Raw genomic sequence first — 25,930 nt, 5'->3', positions numbered from 1 at the left:
TTTTCAGGCCTCTGTGACTCCCTGTTTACGGAGAATTCACAGAGGCCTGAGCCGTAAAACTCCCGAAACCTTCACAAAGGATTTTCCGGACTTTTAGTACCTCTGACCGGCCCCCTCCCAGAGCAGGTTTCTCCGTGATATCCACCGCTATTCGCGTAGCCCGGGTGGGCAGCGCGGCCGAACTGGCCGCGGCGGTCCTCATGATGCTGGGCTACCCCGGCCTCATGGCGGCCGCGCTCGTTCCGAGCGCCCCCGCCTTCGCCGTCGCGGCCGCCGTGACGTACCTGGCGGACCTTTACCTCCACCGCAAAGGCAGTCGCCTCATCGCCCTCCTGGGCAAGGTGCGGGCCGGTCTGTCCACCCGGTTCCTGGTCCGCGAGCTGCTGCTGATCCTGCTGCTGGCGAGACTCGACCTCTCCCAGGAGCCGGTCTTCTACGCGGCGATCGCGTGCTTCACGGTGTTCTTCGGTCTCCAGGCCCCGCACGGCGCGCTGATCACCCTGATCGGCAAGCGCCGTCAGATGCCGGTCGTGACCAGGAACGTCGACCTGGCCTCCAGGCTGCGCATCCCGGACGCGCCGCCGCGCCGGCTGCTGAGCCGCGCCACCGTGAAGATGCTCCACCTCGACCTCGCGGCCGTCGTGGGTCTCCTCGTCAGCGCGGTCACCGACTCCGAGGCCGCGGGCTTCGCCGGCATCGGCGTCACCCTGGGCCTGGGCGCGCTGTACGTGCTGGTGCTGGTGCCGCACCTGCGGGCGAAGCGGCTGCCGCCGAAGGCCGACAAGGTGCTCGGCACGGTCAGCGCCTGGCTGCGCGAGTACCGGCCGCAGACGGTGCTGTACTTCTCCGGCTCCGACGACTCCGCCTACCAGGTCAACATGTGGCTGGAGACCATGGAGCAGATGGAGTCCCGGCCCCTGGTCATCCTGCGTGAGCGCACCGTCCTGGAGAAGATGGCGCCCACCTCGGTCCCTGTCGTCTGCGTGCCCGGGGGGGTGCACCTGATGAACATGGACCTGTCCATGGTGCGGGTCGCGTTGTACTGCGCGAACGTCGGCAAGAACATCCACCTGCTGCGGGTGCCGACCATGAAGCACGTCTTCATCGGCCACGGCGACAGCGACAAGCTCGCCAGCGTCAACCCGTTCAGCAAGGTCTACGACGAGGTGTGGACCGCCGGCCGCGCGGGCCGCGACCGCTACGCCATCGCCGACGTCGGCATCCGCGACGAGGACATCGTGGAGGTCGGCCGTCCGCAGCTGGCGCCGATCAGGACCTCGCAGGGCACGCCCGCGGGTCGTATGGCGACGGTCCTGTACGCGCCCACCTGGGAGGGCTGGGATGACAACCCGGGCAACACCTCGCTCCTGCTGGCCGGCGAGAACATCGTGAAGAAGCTGGTCGCGGCCGATCCCCCGGTCCGCGTCCTGTACAAGCCGCACCCCTTCACCGGCACCCGCAGCGCCAAGGCGGGCGCCGCGCACCGGCGGATCACCGCCCTGATCAAGAAGGCCGCCGCCCAGCGCGCGAGCGACCCCCGCTTCACCGCGGACCCGGCGTCCGAGGCCAAGGCCAAGGCGGAACTGACCCGCCTCAAGGCCCGGCTGGACGGCCTCTCCCTCGCGTTCGACGAGCGCGCCGACGAGGCCGTGACGAGCCGTGACGGCATCGTCGACGTCCGCAAGCACCAGGAGGCCGCCCGGCTGCGCGCCGAGTGGAACGAGGCCTACTGGCGCTCCTTCCCCTCCTTCGAGCACCGGGTGATCACCGGCGCCGGACCCCGCCTGTACGACTGCTTCAACGCCTCCGAGGCGATGGTCTCGGACATCTCCAGCGTGGTCTCCGACTTCATCGCGAGCGGCAAGCCGTATGCGGTCGCGGACTCCGCGGAGCTGGGCGCCGAGGAGTTCAGGCGGCAGAACACCGCCGTGCGCGCGGCGGTGATCCTCACCAACAGCGCCGCCGAGCTGGACCAGCTGCTCGACGCGGTCGGCAACCCGGCCGCCGATCCGCTGGCCAAGGACCGCAAGGAACTCAAGGAGTACCTGCTCGGACCCGACGAGCCCACCTCGCTCGAACAGTTCGACACCGCGATCACCGATCTGGCGCTGAAGGCCGAGGCGCGCAACGTCGGCCAGGAGTCGCACGCCGCCGCGGCGGACAACGCGGTCGGCGCCGCGCCGGACGACGCCACCGAACTGCCCAAGGATGCCAAGGGTGTTACGGCCGGCTGACGCCCGTATTTCCTGAGGCCGGGCCCCCGGAGAGAACTCTCCGGGGGCCCGGCCTCAGTTGCGTTCTGTGATGTGGGACACGTACCGAAACCCAGGCAACCCACCCCGTTCATCCATCGTCTACCGGGTATCCAAAGTGTTCATGCGGGGGAACCGGTGCGTGATGAGAGGGAAAAGTGACCACTGCGCAGCCTGACGTCACGGTGGTCATCGGGGCGTACGAAGCGATGCCGTACCTGGTCGAGTGCCTGGCATCGGTCGAGGCACAGACCCTGGACGCGGCGCGCCTGGAGGTCATCGCGGTGGACGACGGCTCCCGGGACGGCACCGGGGAGTACCTGGAGGAGTTCGCCGCCCGCGTGCCCATGGCCGTCACCGTGATCCGCCAGGAGAACTCCGGCGGCCCCAGCGGCCCGCGCAACGTCGGCCTCTCCAAGGCCACCGGGCGCTACGTCTTCTTCCTCGACGCCGACGACCGGCTCGGCGCCGAGGCCCTGGAGCGCATGGTGGCCATGGCCGACCGCAACGGCACGGACGTGGTCCTCGGCCGCGTCGAGGGCATAAACCGCAAGCCGCCGAGGTCGATGTGGGGCGAGACCCTCGACCGTACGGACGTCTACTCCTCCAACATCAAGTTCACGCTCAGCGCGCAGAAGCTGTTCCGTCGGGAGTTCCTGGAGCGCCACGGCATGCGCTTCGACGAGTCGCTGTGGACGGGCGAGGACGCCCTGTTCACGATGGAGGCCTATCTGCGGGCCGACGGCGTCTCCGTGGTCGCCGACTACACCTGCTACTACCTGGTGGGCCGCACCGACGGCAAGCATGTGACGAAGAGCGGGAGTTACACCCTGCGCTTCGACTCCGCGCGCGCCCTGATGGGCCTGCTGGAGCGCCTCGTCCCGCCCGGCGCCAAGCGGGACGTGCTCATGGTCCGCCCCTTCCTGGTCACCGTGCTGCCGCAGTTCGGGCCCGTCTTCCTCAGGAACGACGAGGAGATCCGGCGCACCAAGATGGAGCTGGCCAAGCCGCTGATGGACGCCTACTGGAACGAGGGCGTCGCCCAGCGACTCCGGGTCCACGAGCGGCTGCGCCTGGAGCTGGTGGCCCGGCAGCGCTCCGAACTCCTCGTGGACGTCCTCGAGTTCATCAAGGCCAAGAGCGAGCCGGTCCCGGTCCTGAAGAAGCGCAACACCCAGCTCTACCTGGCCTACCCGCACTACGGCTCCCGCACGGCCGGCCTGCCCGACCGGATCTACCTGGCCGAGCCGCGCGAGGCGAAGGACTTCCCCGGCTGGCGCAAGGACCGGGCCGAGACCTTCCTCCGCGGCTTCGTCCGCAAGGTCCGCCGCAGGCTTCGCCGACTCCGGCGCCCGATGCGACCGGGCGGCACGGCGGCGGCGTGAGCCCGCGTGCGGTGCCGCCGTGCCGTGGTGCCGTCCGGCCGTGGTTCCGCCCGGCGGTGGTGCCGCGTCGCCCGGTCGTGCTCGGTGGGGCCTACTTGCTCGGCTTCAGCGCGCGACGCAGCGGGCCGCCCACGGCACGCTTCGCGCGACGGTAGATCGACGGGGCGGGGATGACCGCGGCGGCCTTGGCCGCGGCCTTCGCGCCGGGCCGGTTCTTCGCCAGGTCCCGCTTCAACTGGGCGTTGTGGGTGTCCAGTTCGGTGATGCGCTGCTGGAGCCAGCCGAACCGGCCGGCCAGCGAGGCGAGGTCGGCGTCGTTCCAGGGGCGCACGCCCGGCGGGAAGGACAGCGAGCGCAGCTTCTTCTCGAAGGCCACGCCGCCGTCGCCGTGGGTGAAGGTGTTCGGCAGCCCGTTCTTGTCCAGGAACGCGGTGAACCGGTCGAAGCGCTCCTTGTGGTTGCCGGTGAGCCCGCTGAAGTCGGCCTCCTCGTAGAGGTCGGCCGGGTCGAGGTCCGCGGGCACCTCGCTGAGCAGCCGGTGCGGTATCTCGAAGTAGCGGCACAGCTCCAGCGTGCGCGAGTCGAAGGCCAGCACGGTCGCGGGCGTGCCCGCCAGCAGCGCCGCGATGTTGCCGTGGATGCGTGAGCCGAACGAGTAGTCGAAGTCCCGCAGATCGTCGATCCAGGTGATCGGGTCGATGTAGACCCGGGCCTTGTCCTCCCGGTACATCGGGTGGTCGGGGTGGGTCGGCATCTCGGTGATCCGGCCGGCCGGGGAGTCCACGTCCCGCCAGTGCAGCTGCTTGGCGTCGGTGAGGTTCTGGCCTATGTAGCGCAGGTTCGGGTAGCGCTCGTGGGTACGGGTGATGACCTTGTGCAGACCGCCGCCGCGCACCGCGGTGTGCGAACCGTTGATGCCGATCCGCGACTCCGCGGTCAGCGTCGGCGTCTTCTTCTCGACGGGCAGCCGGTCGCCGTGCATGAACATCGACGGGCAGCCGATGACCTCGACGTCCCGGAAGCCCATGTCGTTCAGGTACTGCTCGGTGAACTCGCCCCGCACGCCTATGGAGGCGCTGTGCTCCAGCACCGCCGAGCAGAAGGCGCGCACGCTGGCCTCCATGGGCTTCAGCCGCGCCGGGTCGTAGGTCACACCGGTCTGCGCGCCGACACCCATCACGACGACCGGGATCTTCAGCTTCCCGATGAGCCTGGTCAGCCGCTGGAGCGGCTGCTCGAAGGTCGGCCGGAAGGCGTTGGCGAGGGGCACGACGAAGGCGTCGTACTCCTCGTTGATGCGGGCCGCCGCGCTCACGTCCGTGCGCATGCCGTTCGAGAAGACCTCGGAGTCCGGCGTGGTGAGGATCTTGTGGGCGGCATCACTGAAGATCAGGTTGCCGGAGTTGGTGGCGATCACGTCGCGGTGGAGGGCTTCCTCGACGGGGACGACGTCGAAGGGGCTCTTCCCCGATCTCAGGAGTATGCGCTTCACAGGGCGAACTGTAGGTGACACAAACTTCAAAATAAATTTGTGTTCTCTTCAAATTACATGGGGAACCAGTACAACCTTTTTGCCGTACGCAAAGCGTGAGCGAACGGTTACGGCAGCGCGCTGTCCGCGAGGTGAAACTCCTGCGCGGCCTCCGCCCCTGTTCGCGTAGATTGCCAGGCGGGCAGCCGTCGACCTACGCGAGGGGCGAAGAACAAGGTGGCAGGGGCAAGGCAGGCCGTGAGCGAGGCCCGCAGGATCGTCGTCAAGGTCGGCTCCTCGTCGCTGACCACCGCCTCCGGCGGGCTCGACGCCGACCGGGTCGACGCGCTCGTCGACGTCCTCGCCAAGAGCCGCAGCGGGGGAGAGAAGGAGATCGTGCTCGTCTCCTCGGGTGCCATCGCCGCCGGCCTCGCCCCGCTGGGCCTGCGCCGCCGCCCCCGGGACCTCGCCCGCCAGCAGGCCGCCGCGAGCGTCGGCCAGGGCCTGCTCGTCGCCCGCTACACCGCCTCCTTCGCCCGCTACGGCGTCCGTGTCGGACAGGTGCTGCTGACCAGCGACGACATGAGCCGACGGGCCCACCACCGCAACGCCTCCCGCACCCTCGACGAGCTGCTCGCGATGGGCGCGTTCCCGATCGTCAACGAGAACGACACCGTCGCCACCGACGAGATCCGCTTCGGCGACAACGACCGGCTCGCCGCCCTCGTCGCCCACCTGGTCCACGCCGACCTGCTGATCCTCCTGTCCGACGTCGACGGCGTGTACGACGGCGACCCCGGCAGGCCCGGCACCTCCCGGATCGCCGAGGTGCGGCGCCCCGAGGACCTCGCGCACGTCGAGATCGGCAGCACCGGCAAGGCGGGCGTCGGCACCGGCGGCATGGTCACCAAGGTCGAGGCCGCCCGGATCGCGGCCGCCGCCGGCATCCCGGTGGTCCTCACCAGCGCCGTCCACGCCGCCGACGCCTTCACCGGCGGGGACACCGGCACCTACTTCCACTCCACCGGCAAGCGTTCCGCCGACCGGCTGCTGTGGCTCCAGCACGCCTCCACCCCGCAGGGCTCGCTGACGCTGGACGACGGGGCGGTGCGCGCGGTCGTCGAGCGGCGCACCTCGCTGCTGCCGGCCGGGATCGCCGCCGTCGAGGGCGAGTTCAGCGCGGGTGACCCCGTCGAACTGCGCGACACCCGGGGCCGCGCGGTGGCCCGCGGTCTCGTCAACTTCGACGCCAAGGAGATCCCCCAGCTGATCGGGCGGTCGACCAGGGAACTGGCGCGTGAGCTGGGCGCGGAGTACGAGCGAGAGGTCGTCCACCGGGACGACCTGGTGATCCTGCACCCGTAAACCCGCTCGAACGGTCCGTACCGGTGGGGGACGTTCCGTGAAACCGCCCCGCGGAGCCGTGCGGCCTGCTCAACTTTGTTCCAGGGACAGATTCCGCACGAGCGCTGCGTAAAGGAGGCCGTCGTGAGACGAGTGCGCCCTGGGGTGGCAGCGACCCGTGGGAGTACCGGCGAAACCGGTTCGGCGGCGCCGCGTGCGGCCGGTCCGGTGTCGTCACGCACCGCGAGTCCCGCGCCCGCGCCCGCGCGCGCGCCGGGTGAGGAGCGCGCCCTGACCAGCGTGGCGGCGGGCGACCGGTACCTGGCCCAGGAGGGCGCCGAGTCGAAGGGCGGACAGCCCGTGGACCTCCCGCGGCTGTGGCATGTCACCCTCAGCGTCTCCGGTGAGGAGGCCCCGCTGAAGGAGGTCCGGCGGGCCCTCGAACAGCTCGCCCACGACCATCCCTTCCTCCTGACCAGCAGGTACGCGGGCGACCACGCCGAGATCCGGTACTGGGAGGAGGCCCGCGACCTGCACGACGCGGCCGCCGTCGCCCTGCGGCTGTGGGGAGAGCACCGCCAGACCGCCGGGCTGCCGCCCTGGGAGATCGTCGGCCTGGAGGTCATCGACCGCCAGACCTACCACCAGCGCATCGCGGAGGGCTACGGACCGGCCCCGGCGACCCCGGTCGGCGTCCACCCGTACTGAGCCTCTCGCCGACGGGCCCCGGTGTGTTCCGGCGGCACATCTCGGGGTGTGGAACGAACGGTGGACCGGCCCGCGCGGCGCACTACCCTTCCCTTATGACCACGCTCTCGCCGTACGACTCCATGTCCCCGGTCACCCGCGCCGCCTACCGTGCCAAGGCGGCCGCCGCCGACCTCGCGCCGCTGCCCCGGGCCGCCAAGGACGACGCGCTGCTCGCCATCGCGGACGCGCTGGAGGTCCGTACGAGCGAAATCGTCGAGGCCAATGCGAGGGACATCGCCAAGGCCCGGGAGGCGGGCACCAGCGAGGCGATCGTGGACCGGCTGACCCTCACCCCGGAGCGGGTGCGGGCCATCGCCGCGGACGTCCGGGACGTCGTCGCGCTGCCCGACCCGGTCGGTGAGGTCGTCCGCGGTTCCACCCTCCCCAACGGCATCGACCTGCGCCAGGTCCGCGTCCCGCTCGGCGTCGTCGGCATCATCTACGAGGCCCGCCCGAACGTCACCGTGGACGCCGCCGCCCTCTGCCTGAAGGCCGGCAACGCGGTCCTGCTGCGCGGCTCGTCCTCCGCCTACGAGTCGAACACCGCCCTCGTCCGGGTGATCCGCGACGCCGTGGGCGGTGCCGGGCTGCCCGCCGACGCCGTACAGCTGGTGCCCGGCGAGGGCCGCGACAGCGTACGCGAGCTGATGCGGGCCCGCGGCCTGGTCGACGTCCTCATCCCGCGCGGCGGCGCCTCGCTCATCCGGACCGTGGTCACGGAGTCCACCGTCCCGGTCATCGAGACCGGCACCGGCAACTGCCACGTCTACGTCGACGCCCACGCCGACCTCGACATGGCGATCGACATCCTGATCAACTCCAAGGCGCACCGGGTCAGCGTCTGCAACGCCGCCGAGACCCTCCTGGTCCACCAGGACATCGCCCCCCGGTTCCTGCCGCGCGCCCTCGACGCCCTCGCGGAGGCGGGCGTGACCGTGCACGCCGACGAGCGCGTGCTGGCCTATGCCAAGGACTCCAAGGCGACCGTGGTCGAGGCCACGCCCGAGGACTGGGAGACGGAATACCTCTCCTACGACATCGCCGCCGCCGTCGTCGACTCGCTGGACCGGGCCGTCGAGCACATCCGGCTGTGGACCTCCGGCCACACCGAGGCCATCGTCACCACCTCGCAGCAGGCCGCCCGTCGCTTCACCCAGTTGGTGGACTCCACCACGGTGGCCGTGAACGCCTCCACCCGCTTCACCGACGGCGGCCAGTTCGGCTTCGGTGCGGAGATCGGCATCTCCACCCAGAAGCTGCACGCCCGGGGCCCGATGGGCCTCCCGGAGCTGACCAGCACCAAGTACATCGTCACGGGCGACGGGCACGTACGGCGCTGAAACGCCCTTCGGGGCTGTCGTGAGAGGTGTCTCATCCGGCGGATGAATTTCCCTACCGACTGCCCAAATTGACCCCCCAGGTCTACTCTGGATTTGTGCCGGAGGACGTGGGGGGTACGCCGTTCCCTGACGGCTGGGAGCCCGACGACGACCACGACCGCGGGGTGTCGGACGAAGAGTTCGCCTCCGTGGTCTTCGACGAGGCGTTCGTCAAGGCGGCCGTGGTGCACGAGCCGACCGCCGTGGAGCGCCTCCTGGCCGCCGCGGAGGCGAGAGCCGAGGCCTCCGAGGCCGAGGCCCGCAGGGCCCGCGCCAGAGGCGACCACTACGACGATGCCTACGGTCCCGACGGACCCGGCGATTTCGGCCATGATCCCGATCTCGACGAGCTGGACGACGCCGACCTCCCCGAAGCGTGGGAACGCCGCTACGGCGCCCCGGGGGCGTACGGCAGGCAGGTCCGCTGGCATCGCCCCGTCGCCTGGATGCTCGCCCTCGTCATGGGCGTCGGCATGGTCGCGCTGGCCTTCGCCGCGGTCTACCGGGGCGCCTCGTCGGGCAGCCGGGACCAGCTGCCCTCGCCCGCCACGACCGGTCTCGAACAGGGGAGCGTGCCGCCTCCCTCGGCGTCCGCCGACTACTCCCAGCCACCTGTCTCGGCGGTTCCGCGCACGCCCTGAGCGTCTGTCAGAAGTTGTCGTGCGGCAGGGCGTTTACCTGGGGTCCGTGCGACCTACTCTGAAAGTATGGCCGGGCCTGGAGACCCACCGGAGGGGACACCCGAGGGCACTCCCGGAGGTGGAGAGGACGAGTACCGATCCGTCGTCTTCGACGAATCGTTCGTCCGTGCTGCCCGCATCCAGGAGTACTCCGCGCAGGAGCGCATGGCCGACCACGCGCCCGCCGTCCGCCGCCGGCCGCCCCGGCGCCGGGGCCTGTCGCGGCAGGTACTGATCCTGGTCATGCTGATCGCCGTCGCCTTCGGGACCGCCATCTACATGGGCGTGCGCAACCCCTACCAGAGCTCCGTGGCCCGTCGGTCCGTCGAGCCCCTGCGGATGACCGTCATCCCGCTCTCCCCGCAGGGTGTCGTGCCCGGCGCCGCCGACCCCGATTCGCTGTTCGCGCACAGTCCTGCCGCGCAGTTCCGGATCGGCGCCGAGGGGATCCCGCTGCCCGCCTCGCGGCGCACCGCGCACTTCTCCGACAGCCAGGTCGTCACCGCCCTGACCGCGGCCAAGGAGTACATCGTGCACTCCTCCCTCTATCCGGAGGTGCTCACCCGGCAGCAGGTGCGGCCCGTGCGGGCCCTGGTCGCCGCCGAGCAGCTCGACCAGTTCGACGAGAGCTTCAGCCACCCGGCCGCCGACGGCCGGCACGCGCCGACCGGCTGGCTGGTCCGCTTCGACCCCGCCCAGGCCCAGCTGGCCGACAGCAAGATCCGCGTCCAGGGCACGCTCCAGGCCGCCGAGACCGACTCCGCGACCCTCGAGGTCACCGCGGACCACACCTTCGTGTACGCGCTGCGGCCGGCCGGCGCGGGCGTCGACACCTCGGCCTCCCTCTTCACCGTCCGCCGCGAGCTGCACTTCCGCTTCGACCGCACCGACCTGCGCACCCACCAGGTCCAGCTGATCGTGTCCTACGTCCAGGCCGGCCCGCTGTCCTGCGCCGAGGACTCCACGAACCACCTGCGTCCGCTGCTGGCCGGCCAGACCGCGAAGACGGGCGGCCCGGCCGGCACGGACCCCTACGCGACGGGCGGCGCGACGGCCCTGTGCGGATCGCTCGCGACGAGCGCACAGCCGAAGGTGTGAGTCCGCTCAGGACCGTGCTGCGGATCAGTTGTCGGCGCGCGGAGGCGTGTCCGTGGGCCCGTCCGCTCCGTCCGAGTCGTCCGATCCCGCCGAGCCGTTCCTCGGCGGCTGGTCCTCCGCCGGAGCCGAGCCCGCGAACCCGCCGAAGCCGCGCCGCACCCGGCCGCCCAGGTCGCCCGCCCCGCCCGCGATGTCGCTGACCAGCTTCATCAGCGGGTCCTTGGAGCTCTTGACGCTCGTCGCGTAGTGGCTCGCGGACTCGCGGAAGGAGTCCGTGACCGAGGTGTCCTTGTCCTCGGTGCGCCGCGGGTAGTGGCCGTCCATGATCCGCTGGTGGTCGCGGGACTCGGCCCACTTCTTCAGCTCGGCCGCGCGCACGGTGGTGAAGGGGTGCGTGCGGGGCAGCACGTTGAGGATCTTCAGCACGGAGTCGCGCAGGTCGCCGCCCGCCTCGTACTCCTCGGCCTGCTGCAGGAACGCGTCCACGTTCATCTCGTGCAGGTGATTGCCGCCGGCGATCTTCATCAGGCCGCGCATCGAGGCCTTCAGGTCCTGGCCGACGAGAAGACCCGCCCGGTCGGCGGACAGCTCCGACTTGCGGAACCACTCGCGCAGCGCCGTGACGATCGCCATGATCGCGAGGTTGCCCAGCGGGATCCACGCGATCCGGATCGCCAGGCTCGTCAGGAACAGCAGGATCGTGCGGTACACGGCGTGCCCGGACAGGGCGTGGCCCACCTCGTGGCCGACGACCGCGCGCATCTCCTCCTCGTCGAGCAGCTCGACGAGCCCGGTGGTGACCACGATGATCGGCTCGTCCAGACCGATGCACATCGCGTTGGGCTGCGGGTCCTGGGTGACGTACATCGGCGGGACCTTCTCCAGGTCCAGGATGTAACAGGCGTCCCGCAGCATGTCGTTGAGGTGCGCGAACTGCTGGTCGGAGACCCGCACCGAGTCGGACAGGAACATCAGCCGCAGGCTCCGCTCGGGCAACAGCCCGCTGAGCGCCTTGAACACGGTGTCGAAGCCGCTCAGCTTGCGCAGCGCCACCAGGGCGGAGCGGTCTGCCGGGTGCTCGTACGCACGGGAGGAGATTCCCGGGAAGCGCCTGCGCTGCCTGCTGGGCACGCTCTCGTGGCCCGTGCCGTTCTGCTCGTGGCCGTCGTCGGACATGTCTTCCCCCATGTGCGTCTGTGTGGCCGCTACCTGCTGTGTGGCCTCTGCCTGACCCTTTACGGACCCTTGTGCGGCCCTTTGCGCCCCCGAAGCGGATCCCAGCCTAGGCGGAGTTACCGTGGACGGGCACTACACCGAAGGAGTCCCGCCCCATGGAGCACCACCCCGCAGCCGCCTGGCTCACCGAAGCCGCCGGCGCCGCTCAGCAGCAGGGGGCGGGGAATCTGCTCCGCGTCGTACTGGTCGTGATGATCCTGGGCTGTGTGCTCACCGCGTGGTTCCTGCTGCGGGGCTACAAGCGGAAGGACGACTGAGCCGCCGGGAAGGTTCCCGATGGCGGAGTCGGCGTGATCGCCGCGCGGGCGCCCGCTTACCATGGGCCGACATCTTTATCCCGCCCACCGGATAGGTCCTGCCGAAGATGAGCCTTCACAGCACCGCTGCCCAGCTGGTCACCCTCGCCGCCGAGGGCGAGGAGCACGGTGGCAACCACGAGAGCCTCAGCCCGTACATCACCGGCGGCGCGGCTTTCCTCATCCTGATGCTCCTGCTGTGGATCACCACCCGCTTCAACCGCGACCGCTGAGCCACGACGTGTTCACCGACGGGCAGTCCGGCATAGCGGGGCGCTCCGGGCATCCGCCGGCCGGGGCGCCGGGACCGGGCCGGTAGGGTCTGCACGCATGGGAGAGCAGGACATGCCTACCGGCCCGTCGAGCCCGGGAAAGCGCCGTCTCGGCGTCATGGGCGGAACGTTCGATCCGATCCACCACGGACACCTCGTGGCGGCCAGTGAGGTCGCCGCGCAGTTCCGCCTGGACGAGGTCGTGTTCGTCCCGACCGGCCAGCCGTGGCAGAAGAGCCATCGCAGTGTCTCCCCGGCCGAGGACCGCTACCTGATGACGGTCATCGCGACCGCAGAGAACCCGCAGTTCTCGGTGAGCCGTATCGACATCGACCGCGGTGGCCCCACGTACACCGTGGACACCCTGCGCGACCTCCGGGCCCTCAACCCCGAGAGCGACCTGTTCTTCATCACCGGCGCCGACGCCCTGGGTCAGATCCTGACCTGGCGGGACAGCGAGGAACTGTTCTCCCTCTCGCACTTCATCGGCGTCACCCGGCCGGGACACAACCTGACGGATCCCGGTCTGCCCGAAGGCGGTGTCTCGCTCGTCGAGGTGCCCGCGCTCGCCATCTCCTCCACAGACTGCCGTGCGAGAGTCGCCAAGGGCGACCCCGTCTGGTATCTGGTGCCGGACGGGGTCGTGCGCTACATCGACAAGCGCGAGCTGTACCGCGGCGAGTGAGCCGAGAGGGGTACCGGTGAACGACCGATACGACGCGGGGTACGGGGGCGACCAGTACGAGCTCGTCGGCTACGACGAGTTCGGGCAGCCCGTCTACCGACAGGTCCCGGCGCAGCAGGTTCCGCAGCAGTCCTACGACCCGTACGGGCAGCAGACGCAGCAGCCCCAGGGGCAGCAGGGGTACGGCTACGACCCCTACGCCACGGGCGGGCAGCAGCAGACGCCTGCCTACGACCCGTACGACACCGGGCAGCAGCCGGCCACGCCCGCGTACGACCCGTACGACACCGGCCGCCAGGCTCCCGTCGGCTACGACCCCTACGGCACCGTGACGCAGGCCCCGTACGACCCCTACGGGCAGACCGCCACCAGCGGGCAGCAGCCCCGCGTCGAACAGCCCCGCGCCGCCGAGCAGACCGCCTACATCCCGCAGCAGGGCCGTCCGGTCGAGACCGGGGCGGAGGCCGAGGCCGGAACCGGCATCGACGCCGACGGACGGCCCGGTGCGGCGGCGGCCGGGCGCGGCGCGTCCGAAGCTCCCGGGGAGCCCCAACGGGATTACAAGACCGAGCAGTTCGCGTTCGTGGAGGAGCCCGACGGCGACTCCGAGGACGTCATCGACTGGCTGAACTTCACCGAGAACCGCACCGAGCGCCGCGAGGAGGCCAAGCGCCGCGCCCGCAGCCGACTCGTCGCCCTCGCCGTGGTCCTGGCGCTGGTCGCCGTCGGCGGAGTGGGCTACCTCTGGTACGCCGGGAAACTGCCCGGCCTGTCGTCGTCCTCGGACTCCGGCGCCGGCACCACGACCGCCACCGAGGCACAGAAGCGTGACGTGGTCGTCGTCCACCTGCACAACACCACCGGCGGCGGCACCTCCACGGTGCTGCTCGTCGACAACACCACCACCAAGCAGGCCGCCACGGTCCTGCTGCCCAACTCCCTCGTCGTCACGGACGAGGACGGCACCACGACGACCCTCGCCAAGTCCGTCGACGACGACGGCTCGGCCGGTACGCGCGACGCGCTGGACACCGTCCTCGGCACCGACATCGAGGGCACCTGGCGGCTCGACACGCCCTACCTGCAGAACCTCGTCGACCTCGTCGGCAACATCGACGTCGACACCGACGTCACCGTGCCCGACCCGGCCGCCAAGAAGGGCGGGGCGCCCCTCGTCAACAAGGGCGAGAAGCAGACCCTCAGCGGCAAGACGGCCGTCGCCTACGCCACCTACCGCGCCCCGGGCGAGGCCCAGAACGCCCAGCTGGAGCGGTTCGGCCAGGTCATGCAGGGCGTGCTGCGCAAGGTGTCGTCCGACGCGCAGGGCGCCACCGTCACCGTCCAGACCCTGGCGCAGATCCTCGACCCCTCGCTGACCGACAAGGACCTCGGCACCTTCCTCGCCAAGCTCGCGGACCTCGCCAAGGGCGGCGACTACAAGACCGCGCTGCTGCCCGTGCAGACCGACGGCACCCTCAACGCGGAGGCCAGCGCGAGCGTCGTCAAGGACGTCCTCGGCGGCGCCGCGAAGAGCCCCGACAAGGACGCCGCCGTCAGCGTCTCCGTCCAGAACGCCAGTGGCACCAAGTCCAACACCGAGGACGCGCGCGTGGTGCTCCTGAACGGCGGTTTCACCTTCTCGGAGGCCGGCACCCCGTCGAAGACGAAGGCCACCTCCCAGGTGCTCTACGCCGACGCCGCGGGCAAGGAGAACGCCACCGAGGTCGCCAAGACCCTGGGACTCGACGCCGACGCGGTGAAGAAGGGCACGGTCTCCGCGAACGCCGACGTCGCGGTCGTCCTGGGCGAGGACTACCAGCCCTCCTCGGCGGGGTCGGCCGACTGAGAGCACGCGCGGGAGCCGGCCGAAGCGGCCCCCGCGCGGGTGATCCCTCCATCACGTGGGGTGCCGTCGGCGGACCGTGAGACCCTTGAGGACAAGTGTCCGCCGACGGAAAGCCACGTAGTGACCGCCACCGACCGCTCCATCGAGCTCATCCAGACCGCCGCCCAGGCGGCTGCCGACAAGCTCGCGCACGACATCATCGCGTACGACGTCAGCGACGTGCTGTCGATCACGGACGCCTTCCTGTTGGCCTCCGCGCCCAACGACCGCCAGGTCAAGTCGATCGTCGACGAGATCGAGGAGCGCCTCAACAAGGAGCTCGGCGCCAAGCCGGTACGCCGTGAGGGCGATCGCGACGCGCGCTGGATCCTGCTCGACTACGTCGACATCGTCGTCCACGTCCAGCACAGCGAGGAGCGCGTCTTCTACGCTCTGGAGCGGCTCTGGAAGGACTGCCCCGAGCTGGATCTGCCCGCCGACGCCAAGGCGACCCGCGGCAAGGCCCAGGAGCACGCCAAGCTGCAGGCCGAAACCGAGGAGGACGACACGGCCGGGTTCGGGGAGCTGCGGTGAGTGCTGCCGCGGAGACCGCCACCGACCGTAAGCCGGGCCGTGGCCGCAGGGTCATCCTGTGGCGGCACGGCCAGACCGCCTGGAACGTGGAGCGCCGCTTCCAGGGCACGACGGACGTGGAGCTGACGGAGACCGGTGTGGCCCAGGCCCGCCGCGCCGCCCGGCTGCTCGCCTCCCTCCAGCCCGACGCGATCGTCTCCTCGGACCTGTCGCGGGCCGCGAACACGGCCGCCGAGCTCGTCGCCCTCACCGGCCTCGAGGTGACCCACGACGAGGCCCTGCGTGAGACGTACGCAGGCCTCTGGCAGGGGCTGACGCACGACGAGATCATCGCCGGCCACGGCGACGAGTACGCCGCGTGGAAGCGCGGTGAGCCGGTCCGTCGAGGCGGCGGCGAACTGGAGTCGGAGGTCGCCGACCGTGCCGCTCCCGTGGTGCTGCGGCACGCCGAGAAGCTGCCCGAGGACGGCACGCTCGTCGTGGTCAGTCACGGCGGCACCATCCGTACCACCATCGGCCGACTCCTCGGCCTGGACGCCCACCACTGGGAGGCCCTCGGCGGTCTCTCCAACTGCTGCTGGTCCGTCCTCGGTGAGGGCGCTCGGGGCTGGCGTCTGCTCGAGCACAACGCCGGCACCCTGCCCGAGCCGGTGCTCGGCGACGACGACTGAGCGCCGTGCGGCCGCCGGGACCCGGATTTCACTTTCCGGCAGGTCGCAGGCTAAAGTTCTTCTTGTTCGCCCGCCGAGCGGGAAGAACACAAGGGGCTATAGCTCAGTTGGTAGAGCGCCTGCATGGCATGCAGGAGGTCAGGAGTTCAATTCTCCTTAGCTCCACGGATCACCTGGTCTGTCGGTCGACACTCTGTTGAGTTGTCAAAGATCGGTAGCGACCGGTTGAGATCTGTTCACGAAGATCCCGTCCCCTCAGGGGGCGGGATTTTTCGTTGCTCCGTTCCGCAACATGGCCGTACGGCGCTCCGTCTCCTCGTCGTTCGGCGTGTACACGACGATCCGGCACTCCGGCATCCCGTTGATCGACAGGGACATCGACGTCATCCGCAGCTCGCCCACCGCCTCGTGCCGGAAGACCTTCACACGGCGGCCGGGCTCCGCCACGTCACCGGACTCCCACAGCCGCGTGAACAGCGGGCTCGCCTGCGACAGCCGGCGTATGAAGTCCTCCCAGCCGGGCTCACCGGCGTGCAGCCCGTACGACGCCCGCAGGGTCGCCACCATCACCGGCAGCTCCTTGTCCCGGAACAGCAGCGGGCAGTCCTGCTCCCGGACCGTGAACAGCCGCCACAGCGCGTTGTTCGGCCCCGGCGCGCAGTCGTCCACCGGCGTGATGAACAGGTCTTGGTAGACGGGGTTGGTGGCCAGGATGTCGTAGCGCGAGTTGTAGACCACCGCCGGTCGGGGCGCCAGGGCGTCGATGATGCCCTGGATCTCCGGACCCACGCTCTGCACCAGGGCTTCCGGCATGTACGCGTAGGGCACCTCCGCGAGGTGGTACAGATGCTCCCGCTCCGGCGGATCGAGCCGCAGGGTGCGCGCCACGGCGTCCAGGACCTGCGCGGAGGCGTTGATCGGCCGGCCCTGCTCCAGCCAGGTGTACCAGGTCACGCCCACGCCCGAGAGCTGCGCGACCTCCTCGCGCCGCAGTCCCGGAGTGCGGCGCCGCAGCCCGGGTGGCATCCCGACGTCACCCGGTGTCACCCGGGCCCGCCTGCTGCGCAGGAACGCGGCCAGCTCGGGTCGGCGTCGATGCGACGACCCCGGCGCTGGCCTCGGTGCCGGTCCCGGCTCTGTCTCCGTGCCTGTTCGCGTCACCGTCGTCACGTCCCCCATCGCCACGTCCCCCATGGTCGCTCCCCCGTCCGTCCCCTGCCAGGTGCCGTCAGTACCAGCATCAGCGGGCTCTCGGCACCCGTACCGGATCCTCGTCACGCTCGACGGCATGACGACGACACCCCGGACGAGCCCGGTCCCCGCGCCCGTTCCACCCGCATCAAGTCCTGCTGCCAGTAAAGACCCTGGCACTGACAATCGGCCTCGGCAGCTCCTGGCGGTCGTGCTCGCAGCGCAGTTCATGGCACTGCTCGACGTCTTCATCGTGAACGTCGCGGCCCCCACGATCGGTTCCGACCTGAACGCCTCCGGCGCGGACCTCCAACTGGTCGTCGCCGGATACGCCATCACGTACTCGGTGCTGCTGATCACCGGCGCGCGCCTCGGCGACCGGTTCGGGCACGGCCGCGTCCACCTCGTCGGGCTCGCTCTCTTCACGACCGCCTCGCTGGCCTGCGGGCTGGCTCAGGGCAGTACCGAACTGATCGTGTTCCGGCTGGTGCAGGGGGCCGGGTCGGCGGTGATGATCCCGCAGGTGCTCAGCCTGATCCAGCGCACGTTCACCGGCGAGGCCCGGGTGCGGGCACTGGGCGTCTACGCGGCGGTCCTCGCCGTCGGTGCGGCGGCCGGGCAGGTGGTGGGCGGCGTTCTGGTCGCCGCCGATCTGCTGGGCACCGGCTGGCGTCCGGTGTTCCTCGTGAACGTGCCGGTGGGTCTGGTCCTGCTGGTCGCCGGCAGGCGCGTCCTGCCCCGTGGTGGGGGAGCGGGACGCGCGGGAGCGGGCGCGGGGGCGCGGGAAGGGGCGCGCGGAATGGACTGGCCCGGCCTCGTGCTTCTGGGCGCCGCAGTGTCACTGATCACGGTGCCGCTCGTGCTCGGACAGGAAGAGGACTGGCCGCTGTGGGCCTGGGTGTCGCTGGCCGTCGGCGTCCTCGCGCTGGTGCTGTTCCGTGGCTACGAGGCCCGGCTCGCCCGGCGGGGCGGCGCCCCGCTGATCGCGCCGCGTGTGCTGCGTCACCCGGGGATGGGTCTCGCCGTCGTGCGCGTGCTGGCCGTCATGGCGGTCAACGGGGGGTTCCTGTTCGTGCTGACCCTTCACGTCCAGGGCGGCCTCGGTTACAGCGCGCTGCGCGCCGGCCTCACCTTCGCGCCGACCGCCGTGGTCTTCGGGCTGGTCGGACTGACCTGGCGCAGGTGGCCCGCGTCCTGGCAACGGTCCCTGGCCCCGGCCGGGTTCACGCTCACCGCGCTGTCCGTGCTGGGAGTGGGGCTGGCCTTCCGGGGCGGCGACCACGGCGGTGCCTGGCTGTACGCTGCGTACGCCGGCGTGGGTGTCGGGCTCGCCCTCGCCTTCAGCCCGACGCTCACCGGGGCGCTGGCGGCGCTGCGGCCCGAGGACGCGGCGGACGCCAGCGGACTGCTCGCCACGGTCACCCAGCTCGGGCAGCTGATCGGTGTCGCGGCCTTCGGCACACTGTTCTTCGAGCGGCTTGAGTCACTTGGGGCCCCAGAGGCGTATACCTCTTCGGAAGCGCTTCTCACATGCATGTTCGCGCTCGCTACGACAGCTGCCCTGGGTGCCGTGTCCGGACTGGTACTGAGGCGTCGCTGACCGTATCGGCCTGGCCGTGGCAGAATCAAACGGCCGGAAGGGAGCGCGGCCCGACGGGAGGGAGTAGCGATGCCTGCGAGCATCCTCGGAGAGGTCGGTGACCTCTCCGAAGCGGCGGTGACACCGGACAAGGCCACCCGGCTCAGCTGCCCCTCCTGCGGTTCCGGTCATGTGGCCCAGGTTCTTGGTGACAACGGCGGGATTTCCTACGTGTGCACGGCCTGCGGCCACAGCTGGAGCTGATCGATGGGTGCACACAGGCGGAAGTGCGACTGGTGCGGCAGCGGCACCCCGATCGTCCGTGACATGGAGCCGGTCAACCCCGACTACCAGTACTGGTGCGAGGAATGCGCGCGGGCGCTGATCATAAAAGGCGACCCGATCGAGACGTACCGTGAGCTGGAGGGCGAGCCGATCTACGGACGGCTCCTCGAGGAGCACTGCACGCTCAAGCGGTTCTACTCGTTCGTCACCGCTTGACCCGCATACCGGTTGAAACCGGACAGGGCGGAAACGATTTGGTGGTCCACGCCCCGGGCCGGTAATGTTGGCGTCGCCGCCGGGGAAACCGGGCGACACGGTCAGTACGCGGCCTCGCCGCTTGGCCACGAGGGGCTATAGCTCAGTTGGTAGAGCGCCTGCATGGCATGCAGGAGGTCAGGAGTTCAATTCTCCTTAGCTCCACAGCAGATCCCGCCGGATCGGATGCGATCCGGCGGGATCTTTTTGCGTTCGGACGGCGTCCGGCATTCCCTCTTCGGACATTCCGTCAGGACCGACGCTTCGGGGCCGCCTCTTGTGAGGCGGCCCCTTGTCGTCTGTCGTCCGCCGACCGTCGTCGGCCTGCGCTCAGCGGCCGAGGGCGCGGCGGCCGCGGCCCTGGGAGAGGACCGGGAGGTTGCGGGCGGGCGCCTGCGCGCGCGTGTCCTCCTCGACGCGCAGGGCGAGGGCCGGGCAGCGGCGCACCGCGCGCAGCGCCTTCGCCTCCGCGTTCTGCGGCACCTTCGCCTGTGCCACCGTCGGGAAGCCGTCGGCGCCGAGCTGGAAGACCTCCGGGAGGATGTCGGCGCACAGGCCGTGCCCGCGGCACAGCGTCCAGTCGACGAAGATCTTCTGACGGCTCGAGCCGCTGTCCTCCGGCGGGTTGCCGCTCGTGATGGCCGCCGGGGCCATGCCGGCCTCGAAGAGCGGCAGAACGCCCTCCACGGGGCGTCCGCACCCGTTGCCGAGGACATGCGCGGCCAGGTCGTCGGTGAACGCCTTGATGGTCGACTCCAGGAACATTGCGGAGCCGTCCGGGTGCGAGCACGCACCACGCCGCTTGACGTTCTTGGCGACCTGCTTGAGCGCCTCCAGGGCGGCCGGACCGCCGCCGTTGATGATGTCCTCCATGCCGCGCGCGGCGGCCGGCAGGCCGAGGTAGCAGGGACCGCACTGTCCCGCGCTCTCGTCGGCCAGCCACTGGGCCACGCGCAGCGACTCGCCCAGCGGGCAGGTGTCCTGGCTGATCGGGAGGATCGCGCCGGCGCCGAGCGCTCCGCCCACCGCGTCGAGGGAGTTGCGGGAGACGATCGCCTCGTTGACCGTCGCGGCGTCGATCCACTTGCCGTGGTAGCCGCCGGTCAGCACGCCCTGGGGCACCGGCGGGGCGCCGGCGAGCTGAAGGACGTAGCGCAGCGGCACGCCCGTGGGCACCTCGATCACCATCGGGCGGGCGACCGCGCCGGAGACCGTCAGCATGACGGTGCCCGGCTCGTCGTACAGGCCGGTGTTGCCGTAGCGCTCCGGGCCGATGCGGGCGGCGATGGCCAGCTGGGCGAACGTCTCGGCATTGGAGAGCAGGGTCGGCGCGCCGCCGACGCCGTTCTGCGAGGCGCTGACCTTGCGGCCGGGCGGGATCGGCGGGCCGCCGTCGATGGAGCGGATCAGTGACGCGGCGGCGCCGGTGACCATGCGGATCGGGTTGCGCTGGACGAATGCCTTCAGCGCCGATCTACGGCCGTTGCTGAGGCCGCGCTCGGCGAGCGCGGCCTCCATGGAGCGCTGGGTGGATTCGCGGGTGACCCCCACCACGAGCGTGCGGGCACCCAGCGCCTCCGCGACCAGCAGCGCGCCGTCCAGGATGAGGTGCGGGGCACGGTTGATGAGCACCGTGTCCTTGCGGCAGGCCGGTTCGTCCTCGCTGCCGTTGACGACGACGACCGGCCGTACACCGCGCTTGATCGCCGCCTCGGCGACCGAGCGCAGCTTCTTGTGGAAGGGGAAGCCCGCGCCGCCGCGGCCCTTCAGGTTGATGTTCTCGGAGAGCTTCGCGAGTGCCTCTCCGCCCAGGGGTTCGAGCGGCCCGTGCACCTTCAGGTGCATGGGTAGATCAAGTCTTTCGACAAGGTCGAAGCCCGACGTGAGCTGCGGAAGCCCGACCACGCGGACTTCTGGGACGTCGGGCAGGGCCTCGTTCACCTATAGCCTCCGGAAGGCGTGTTCCAAGGTTCGCCCGAACCCGGTGCGTCGAACGACGAGCCAGGGGATGGTTCATTGGCGGGACCGCTGTTGTACGTGTCGTTCTGGTTGTACGTCCCGAAAGGGGGATTCGTCTCACCGGTGTCGTACACGTCACGTCCGCCGTACCCGGCGGTGCCCGAATTGTCGTAGACCGGGATGTTGAATCCCGTGTCCTGGAGCGGGTCGTAGGCCGACGGGGGCGCCTCGCCGACCGGCGGCGGGGACGGGACCGGCCAGCTGCCCGAAGTGCTGCCGCCGTTGTCGACCCGCGGGATGGCCTCGGTGGCCTGGATGTCGAACGGCAGGTTCATCCGCGCCGTCTGGTCGGCCGCGTAGGGCTGCTGCTGGCCCCGCTGCGGTGTGTTGACGGCGCGATAGGCGGCCGCGAAGCCGTTCGCCGGCTCCGGGGCGGCGGGCGCGGGAGTGTCGTACAGCGGCGACGACGGCGGGGACATCCGGGTGGAGCTCATCGTGTCGGTCAGCGGTGAGCGGCCGGAGCGGCCCTCGTAGCCTGGCAGCGCGGACGATCCGGTCTCCGACCGGCGCGCGCGTGACGCGTCCAGGCCGTCCATCGCCGAGCGTTCCTGGGTGCCGAGGAACGCGGCGATCCGGTCGGCGACCTTGCGCTTGAACGGGCGCGGGGCGGAACGCAGGGCGAGGGCGGCCATGACGCCGGCCAGGCACAGCTCGTACGAGACCATGAAGAACGGCTTGGCCGCGCGCCCTGCGAACAGGCCGTGGATCAGGGCCGCGCACAGCGCCGGGTAGGCCAGCATGTGCATCGCGCGCCAGCGGGCGGCCACCTCGGCGGGTGCGGCGAACCGGTTGCGCAGTGCGCCGGTGATGCCGACGAAGATCATGAGCAGGGCGGCCAGGGAGCCGAGGCCGATGAGTCCGGCGGTGCCCTTGATGCCGAGGCTGAACGGGATCAGTGCGGCGATCAGGACGGTGTGCTGCAGTACCAGCTTGACGGAGATGTGGACGACGAGGAAGGCGATGGAGCCCACGGCGGTCACGCGGTGGATGGCCTGCGCGATGATCCGCTGACGTGTGTTGAGGATGAGCCGGTCCTGGGCGACGAGGCCCCAGATGACCGAGCAGGTGAGGCATACCAGTGACAGCACGCCCGCACCGAAGTTCAGGAATGCCTGGAACTGGTCGCCGCCGACCAGCACGACCACGGGTATGAGGACCAGGACGACAGCCGTCGCCACCCCATAGGCCGACCGGCCGGGCTTGGGAAGCGAGCTGTTACTAGGACGAGGGTTCATGGGGGCAACTCCGAGCAGTTTCGGGAAAGCGGTCCCGCTGCCGAACTCTAAGTGGCTCCATACCGATGGGTACGAGGTTTGAGTTATTGCGCTGTTATCAAACGACAATGTGGCTGTTGTGATGTCCCTTAGCTACTGTTACGCGAAGTAACCCTTGACCTTGATTCAGTTCCGGCCTCGCCATTCTGGTCGCAGCAACGTTGTCGCGACCATGCATACGTACGAGCGTCGCGGCTTGCTCAAGGCCTGCGGTACCCTAACGCCATGCGTGCTGTACGCCTTCTGCTTAGCGAGCCGCGCTGATCAGTCCCGACCGCCGGTGAACGGACGGTTCGGAATCGGCGCGGCGTCCCCTCCTGTGCGAGGGGATTTTTCGTTTCCTGGACGACAACCCGCTGGCAGAGACGATCGATGGAGCTTTGAGGACCATGAGCGAGACGAACCCCGCTGCCGCCGCTGCACCGGCGGAGGCCGCGCCGCACCGCTACACGGCTGCCATGGCCGCCGAGATCGAGGCACGCTGGCAGGACTTCTGGGACGCCGAGGGTACGTACGCCGCGCCGAACCCGAAGGGCGACCTGGCCGGTGACCCCGAGCTGGTGGCCCGGCCCAAGAAGTTCATCATGGACATGTTCCCGTACCCCTCCGGTGCGGGCCTGCACGTCGGCCACCCTCTCGGCTACATCGCGACCGACGTCTTCGCACGCTTCCAGCGCATGACCGGCCACAACGTCCTGCACACCCTGGGCTTCGACGCCTTCGGCCTGCCCGCCGAGCAGCACGCCGTGCAGACGGGCGAGCACCCTCGGATCACCACCGAAGCGGCGATCAACAACATGAAGTCCCAGCTGCGCCGGCTGGGTCTGGGCCACGACAAGCGCCGGTCGTTCGCCACGATCGACCCGGACTACTACAAGTGGACCCAGTGGATCTTCCTGCAGATCTTCAACTCCTGGTACGACGGTGAGGCGGACAAGGCCCGTCCGATCGCCGAACTGGTCGCCCAGTTCGAGTCCGGTGAGCGCGGCGTACCGGGCCACACGCGCGCGTGGAACGAGCTGACCGCCACCGAGCGCGCCGACGTCCTGAGCGAGTACCGCCTGGCCTACGCCTCCGACGCCCCGGTCAACTGGTGCCCCGGTCTGGGCACCGTGCTGGCCAACGAGGAGGTCACCGCCGACGGCCGTTCCGAGCGCGGCAACTTCCCCGTCTTCAAGGCCAAGCTGCGCCAGTGGAACATGCGCATCACCGCCTACGCGGACCGTCTGCTGGACGACCTGGACGCCCTGGACTGGCCCGAGGCGATCAAGCTCCAGCAGCGCAACTGGATCGGCCGCTCCGAGGGCGCCCGCGTCGACTTCCCCGTGGACGGCGAGCGCATCACGGTCTTCACCACGCGCCCGGACACCCTGTTCGGCGCGACCTACATGGTCCTGGCGCCCGAGCACCCGCTGGTCGACAAGTTCACCCCGGACGCCTGGCCCGAGGGCACGCACGACGTCTGGACCGGCGGCCACGCGACCCCGGCCGAGGCCGTCGCCGCGTACCGGGCGCAGGCCGCGTCGAAGTCCGACGTCGAGCGCCAGGCCGAAGCCAAGGACAAGACCGGCGTCTTCACCGGCGTGTACGCCACCAACCCGGTCAACGGCGAGCAGGTCCCCGTCTTCATCGCCGACTACGTGCTGATGGGCTACGGCACCGGCGCGATCATGGCCGTCCCGGCGGGCGACCAGCGCGACTTCGAGTTCGCGCGCGCCTTCGAGCTGCCGATCCACTGCATCGTCGAGCCGACCGACGGCCGGGGAACCGACACGTCGACGTGGGAGAACGCCTTCGGGTCGTACGACGCGAAGATCATCGCCTCGTCCAACGAGGAGATCTCGCTGGACGGCCTGGGTGTCGTCGACGCCAAGGCCCGCATCACCGAGTGGCTGTCCCGCAAGGGCATCGGCGAGGGCACCGTCAACTTCCGCCTGCGCGACTGGCTGTTCAGCCGTCAGCGCTACTGGGGCGAGCCCTTCCCGATCGTCTACGACGAGGACGGCGTCGCCCACTCGCTGCCCGAGTCGATGCTGCCCCTGGAGCTGCCGGAGGTCGAGGACTACTCGCCTCGCACCTTCGACCCGGACGACGCGAACACCTCCCCGGAGACGCCGCTGTCGCGCAACGAGGACTGGGTGAACGTCACCCTGGACCTGGGCGACGGCAACGGTCCGCGCCGGTACCGCCGCGAGACCAACACCATGCCCAACTGGGCCGGTTCCTGCTGGTACGAGCTGCGCTACCTGGACCCGCACAACAGCGAGAAGCTGGTCGACCCGGAGATCGAGCAGTACTGGATGGGACCCCGCGAGGGTCAGCCGCACGGCGGTGTCGACCTGTACGTCGGTGGCGCCGAGCACGCCGTGCTGCACCTGCTGTACGCGCGTTTCTGGTCCAAGGTCCTGTTCGACCTGGGACACGTCTCCTCCGCGGAGCCGTTCCACAAGCTGTTCAACCAGGGCATGATCCAGGCCTACGTCTACCGCGACAGCCGCGGCTTCCCGGTGCCTGCCGCCGAGGTGGAGGAGCGCGACGGCGCGTACTTCTACCAGGGCGAGAAGGTCAGCCGCCTGCTGGGCAAGATGGGCAAGTCCCTGAAGAACGCGGTCACTCCGGACGAGATCTGCGTCGAGTACGGCGCCGACACCCTGCGCCTGTACGAGATGGCGATGGGCCCGCTGGACGTGTCGCGGCCGTGGGACACGCGCGCGGTGGTGGGCCAGTACCGCCTGCTGCAGCGGCTGTGGCGCAACGTCGTCGACGAGACCACCGGCGAGCTGAGCGTCGCCGAGGCCGAGCCCGACGAGGACACCCTGCGGGCCCTGCACAAGGCGATCGACGGAGTGCGCCAGGACCTGGAGGGCCTGCGCTTCAACACCGCCATCGCCAAGATCACCGAGCTGAACAACCACCTGACCAAGGCGGGCGGCGCGGTGCCGCGTTCCGTCGCCGAGGCCCTGGTGCTGCTGGTCGCCCCGCTGGCCCCGCACATCGCCGAGGAGCTGTGGCGCCGGCTGGGCCACACCGACTCGGTCGTCCACCGGGACCTGCCGGTCGCCGACCCCGCGTACGTCGTGGACGAGAGCGTGACCTGCGTCGTGCAGATCAAGGGCAAGGTCAAGGCGCGCCTGGAAGTGTCCCCGGCGATCTCCGACGAGGAGCTGGAGAAGGTGGCGCTGGCCGACGAGGGTGTCGTGAAGGCGCTGGGCGGGGCCGGTATCCGCAAGGTCATCGTGCGGGCGCCGAAGCTGGTGAACATCGTTCCGGCGTGAGCGTGAGCGTGAGCGCAGGTGCGAGCTTGAACGTGACGGGGCGGTACGCATGAGCGGGCTGCACGGACGATCATGACCGGGTTGTGCGCATCACCGGATTGCGCATGACCGGGC

Annotated in this window: 22 protein-coding genes and 2 tRNA genes; 19 read left to right on the top strand and 5 right to left on the bottom strand. The window is 70.2% G+C overall.

The window, feature by feature from the left end; all coding sequences use genetic code 11:
- Nucleotides 1-134: 134 nt before the first annotated feature.
- Nucleotides 135-2,234, top strand: coding sequence for a CDP-glycerol glycerophosphotransferase family protein (locus OG736_RS16015; RefSeq protein ID WP_327183048.1), 2,100 nt, complete (start codon nucleotides 135-137; stop codon nucleotides 2,232-2,234).
- 176 nt (nucleotides 2,235-2,410) lie between these two features.
- Complete coding sequence (locus OG736_RS16010; protein ID WP_327183047.1) at nucleotides 2,411-3,637, top strand: glycosyltransferase family 2 protein; 1,227 nt, start codon at nucleotides 2,411-2,413, stop codon at nucleotides 3,635-3,637.
- A 91-nt stretch (nucleotides 3,638-3,728) separates the two neighbouring features.
- Here OG736_RS16010 and OG736_RS16005 read toward each other — a convergent pair whose 3' ends face one another.
- On the bottom strand, nucleotides 3,729-5,129 hold the full coding sequence (locus OG736_RS16005; protein ID WP_327183046.1) for a polysaccharide pyruvyl transferase family protein: 1,401 nt from the start codon (nucleotides 5,127-5,129) through the stop codon (nucleotides 3,729-3,731).
- Between the two features lie 237 nt (nucleotides 5,130-5,366).
- On the opposite strand from OG736_RS16005, the gene proB reads away from it, so the two are divergent.
- The 5 genes from proB (at nucleotide 5,367) to OG736_RS15980 (ending at nucleotide 10,359) form a co-directional block, all read left to right on the top strand.
- Nucleotides 5,367-6,473 carry a glutamate 5-kinase gene (gene proB / locus OG736_RS16000; RefSeq protein ID WP_327183045.1) on the top strand — a complete coding sequence of 369 codons (1,107 nt, stop codon included), beginning with the start codon at nucleotides 5,367-5,369 and terminating at the stop codon, nucleotides 6,471-6,473.
- A 207-nt stretch (nucleotides 6,474-6,680) separates the two neighbouring features.
- On the top strand, nucleotides 6,681-7,160 hold the full coding sequence (locus OG736_RS15995) for a DUF8830 family protein (RefSeq protein ID WP_327183044.1): 480 nt from the start codon (nucleotides 6,681-6,683) through the stop codon (nucleotides 7,158-7,160).
- A gap of 95 nt (nucleotides 7,161-7,255) precedes the next feature.
- Nucleotides 7,256-8,542, top strand: coding sequence for a glutamate-5-semialdehyde dehydrogenase (locus OG736_RS15990; protein ID WP_327183043.1), 1,287 nt, complete (start codon nucleotides 7,256-7,258; stop codon nucleotides 8,540-8,542).
- 95 nt (nucleotides 8,543-8,637) lie between these two features.
- Complete coding sequence (locus OG736_RS15985) at nucleotides 8,638-9,222, top strand: SCO2584 family spore wall biosynthesis protein (RefSeq protein ID WP_442817037.1); 585 nt, start codon at nucleotides 8,638-8,640, stop codon at nucleotides 9,220-9,222.
- A 66-nt stretch (nucleotides 9,223-9,288) separates the two neighbouring features.
- Nucleotides 9,289-10,359 carry an SCO2583 family membrane protein gene (locus tag OG736_RS15980; protein WP_327183041.1) on the top strand — a complete coding sequence of 357 codons (1,071 nt, stop codon included), beginning with the start codon at nucleotides 9,289-9,291 and terminating at the stop codon, nucleotides 10,357-10,359.
- Between the two features lie 24 nt (nucleotides 10,360-10,383).
- On the opposite strand, the gene OG736_RS15975 is transcribed toward OG736_RS15980, so the two are convergent.
- A complete protein-coding gene (locus tag OG736_RS15975; RefSeq protein ID WP_327187618.1) occupies nucleotides 10,384-11,535 on the bottom strand; it encodes a M48 family metallopeptidase in 1,152 nt (383 codons plus the stop codon).
- Nucleotides 11,536-11,690: 155 nt separating this feature from the next.
- On the opposite strand from OG736_RS15975, the gene OG736_RS15970 reads away from it, so the two are divergent.
- From OG736_RS15970 to OG736_RS15940, 7 genes are all read left to right on the top strand, one after another.
- Nucleotides 11,691-11,852: a hypothetical protein gene (locus OG736_RS15970; RefSeq protein ID WP_020127786.1), complete on the top strand. Its 162-nt coding sequence runs from the start codon at nucleotides 11,691-11,693 to the stop codon at nucleotides 11,850-11,852.
- Nucleotides 11,853-11,959: 107 nt separating this feature from the next.
- Nucleotides 11,960-12,124: a hypothetical protein gene (locus OG736_RS15965; protein WP_199825131.1), complete on the top strand. Its 165-nt coding sequence runs from the start codon at nucleotides 11,960-11,962 to the stop codon at nucleotides 12,122-12,124.
- Nucleotides 12,125-12,221: 97 nt separating this feature from the next.
- Nucleotides 12,222-12,848, top strand: a complete 627-nt coding sequence (gene nadD, locus OG736_RS15960; protein ID WP_020127784.1) for a nicotinate-nucleotide adenylyltransferase — start codon at nucleotides 12,222-12,224, stop codon at nucleotides 12,846-12,848.
- 16 nt (nucleotides 12,849-12,864) lie between these two features.
- Nucleotides 12,865-14,694: an LCP family protein gene (locus tag OG736_RS15955; protein WP_327183040.1), complete on the top strand. Its 1,830-nt coding sequence runs from the start codon at nucleotides 12,865-12,867 to the stop codon at nucleotides 14,692-14,694.
- Nucleotides 14,695-14,814: 120 nt separating this feature from the next.
- Nucleotides 14,815-15,267, top strand: a complete 453-nt coding sequence (gene rsfS, locus OG736_RS15950; RefSeq protein ID WP_327183039.1) for a ribosome silencing factor — start codon at nucleotides 14,815-14,817, stop codon at nucleotides 15,265-15,267.
- Nucleotides 15,264-15,938: a histidine phosphatase family protein gene (locus OG736_RS15945; protein ID WP_327183038.1), complete on the top strand. Its 675-nt coding sequence runs from the start codon at nucleotides 15,264-15,266 to the stop codon at nucleotides 15,936-15,938. The genes rsfS and OG736_RS15945 overlap by 4 nt, the downstream gene beginning before the upstream one ends.
- Before the next feature lie 92 nt (nucleotides 15,939-16,030).
- Nucleotides 16,031-16,103 (top strand) — tRNA-Ala (locus OG736_RS15940).
- 90 nt (nucleotides 16,104-16,193) lie between these two features.
- Here the strand turns inward: OG736_RS15940 and OG736_RS15935 are convergent.
- On the bottom strand, nucleotides 16,194-17,117 hold the full coding sequence (locus OG736_RS15935; protein ID WP_442817172.1) for a helix-turn-helix transcriptional regulator: 924 nt from the start codon (nucleotides 17,115-17,117) through the stop codon (nucleotides 16,194-16,196).
- Between the two features lie 223 nt (nucleotides 17,118-17,340).
- Between OG736_RS15935 and OG736_RS15930 the strand changes: the two genes are divergently transcribed.
- The 4 genes from OG736_RS15930 (at nucleotide 17,341) to OG736_RS15915 (ending at nucleotide 19,413) form a co-directional block, all read left to right on the top strand.
- Nucleotides 17,341-18,729, top strand: a complete 1,389-nt coding sequence (locus OG736_RS15930) for an MFS transporter (protein WP_327183036.1) — start codon at nucleotides 17,341-17,343, stop codon at nucleotides 18,727-18,729.
- A gap of 69 nt (nucleotides 18,730-18,798) precedes the next feature.
- Nucleotides 18,799-18,972, top strand: coding sequence for a hypothetical protein (locus tag OG736_RS15925; protein WP_199920286.1), 174 nt, complete (start codon nucleotides 18,799-18,801; stop codon nucleotides 18,970-18,972).
- Between the two features lie 3 nt (nucleotides 18,973-18,975).
- Nucleotides 18,976-19,209 (top strand): hypothetical protein, encoded by a 234-nt coding sequence (locus OG736_RS15920; RefSeq protein ID WP_003976229.1) that lies wholly within the window; start codon nucleotides 18,976-18,978, stop codon nucleotides 19,207-19,209.
- A 131-nt stretch (nucleotides 19,210-19,340) separates the two neighbouring features.
- Nucleotides 19,341-19,413 (top strand) — tRNA-Ala (locus tag OG736_RS15915).
- 165 nt (nucleotides 19,414-19,578) lie between these two features.
- Here OG736_RS15915 and OG736_RS15910 read toward each other — a convergent pair.
- Nucleotides 19,579-21,189: an NADH-quinone oxidoreductase subunit NuoF family protein gene (locus OG736_RS15910; RefSeq protein ID WP_028806510.1), complete on the bottom strand. Its 1,611-nt coding sequence runs from the start codon at nucleotides 21,187-21,189 to the stop codon at nucleotides 19,579-19,581.
- Nucleotides 21,186-22,502, bottom strand: coding sequence for a ferric reductase-like transmembrane domain-containing protein (locus OG736_RS15905; protein ID WP_327183035.1), 1,317 nt, complete (start codon nucleotides 22,500-22,502; stop codon nucleotides 21,186-21,188). Before OG736_RS15905 ends, OG736_RS15910 begins: the two co-directional genes overlap by 4 nt.
- Nucleotides 22,503-22,930: 428 nt before the next feature.
- Here OG736_RS15905 and leuS point away from each other — a divergent pair, with 428 nt between their 5' ends.
- Nucleotides 22,931-25,816: a leucine--tRNA ligase gene (gene leuS / locus OG736_RS15900; RefSeq protein WP_327183034.1), complete on the top strand. Its 2,886-nt coding sequence runs from the start codon at nucleotides 22,931-22,933 to the stop codon at nucleotides 25,814-25,816.
- The last annotated feature ends 114 nt before the right edge of the window (nucleotides 25,817-25,930 follow it).

The sequence above is a fragment of the Streptomyces sp. NBC_01334 genome (assembly GCF_035983595.1).
Taxonomy (GTDB): Bacteria; Actinomycetota; Actinomycetes; order Streptomycetales; family Streptomycetaceae; genus Streptomyces; species Streptomyces coriariae.
The sequence above is the reverse complement of the archived record's forward strand: the minus strand, read 5'-3'. Positions and strand labels throughout refer to the sequence as shown.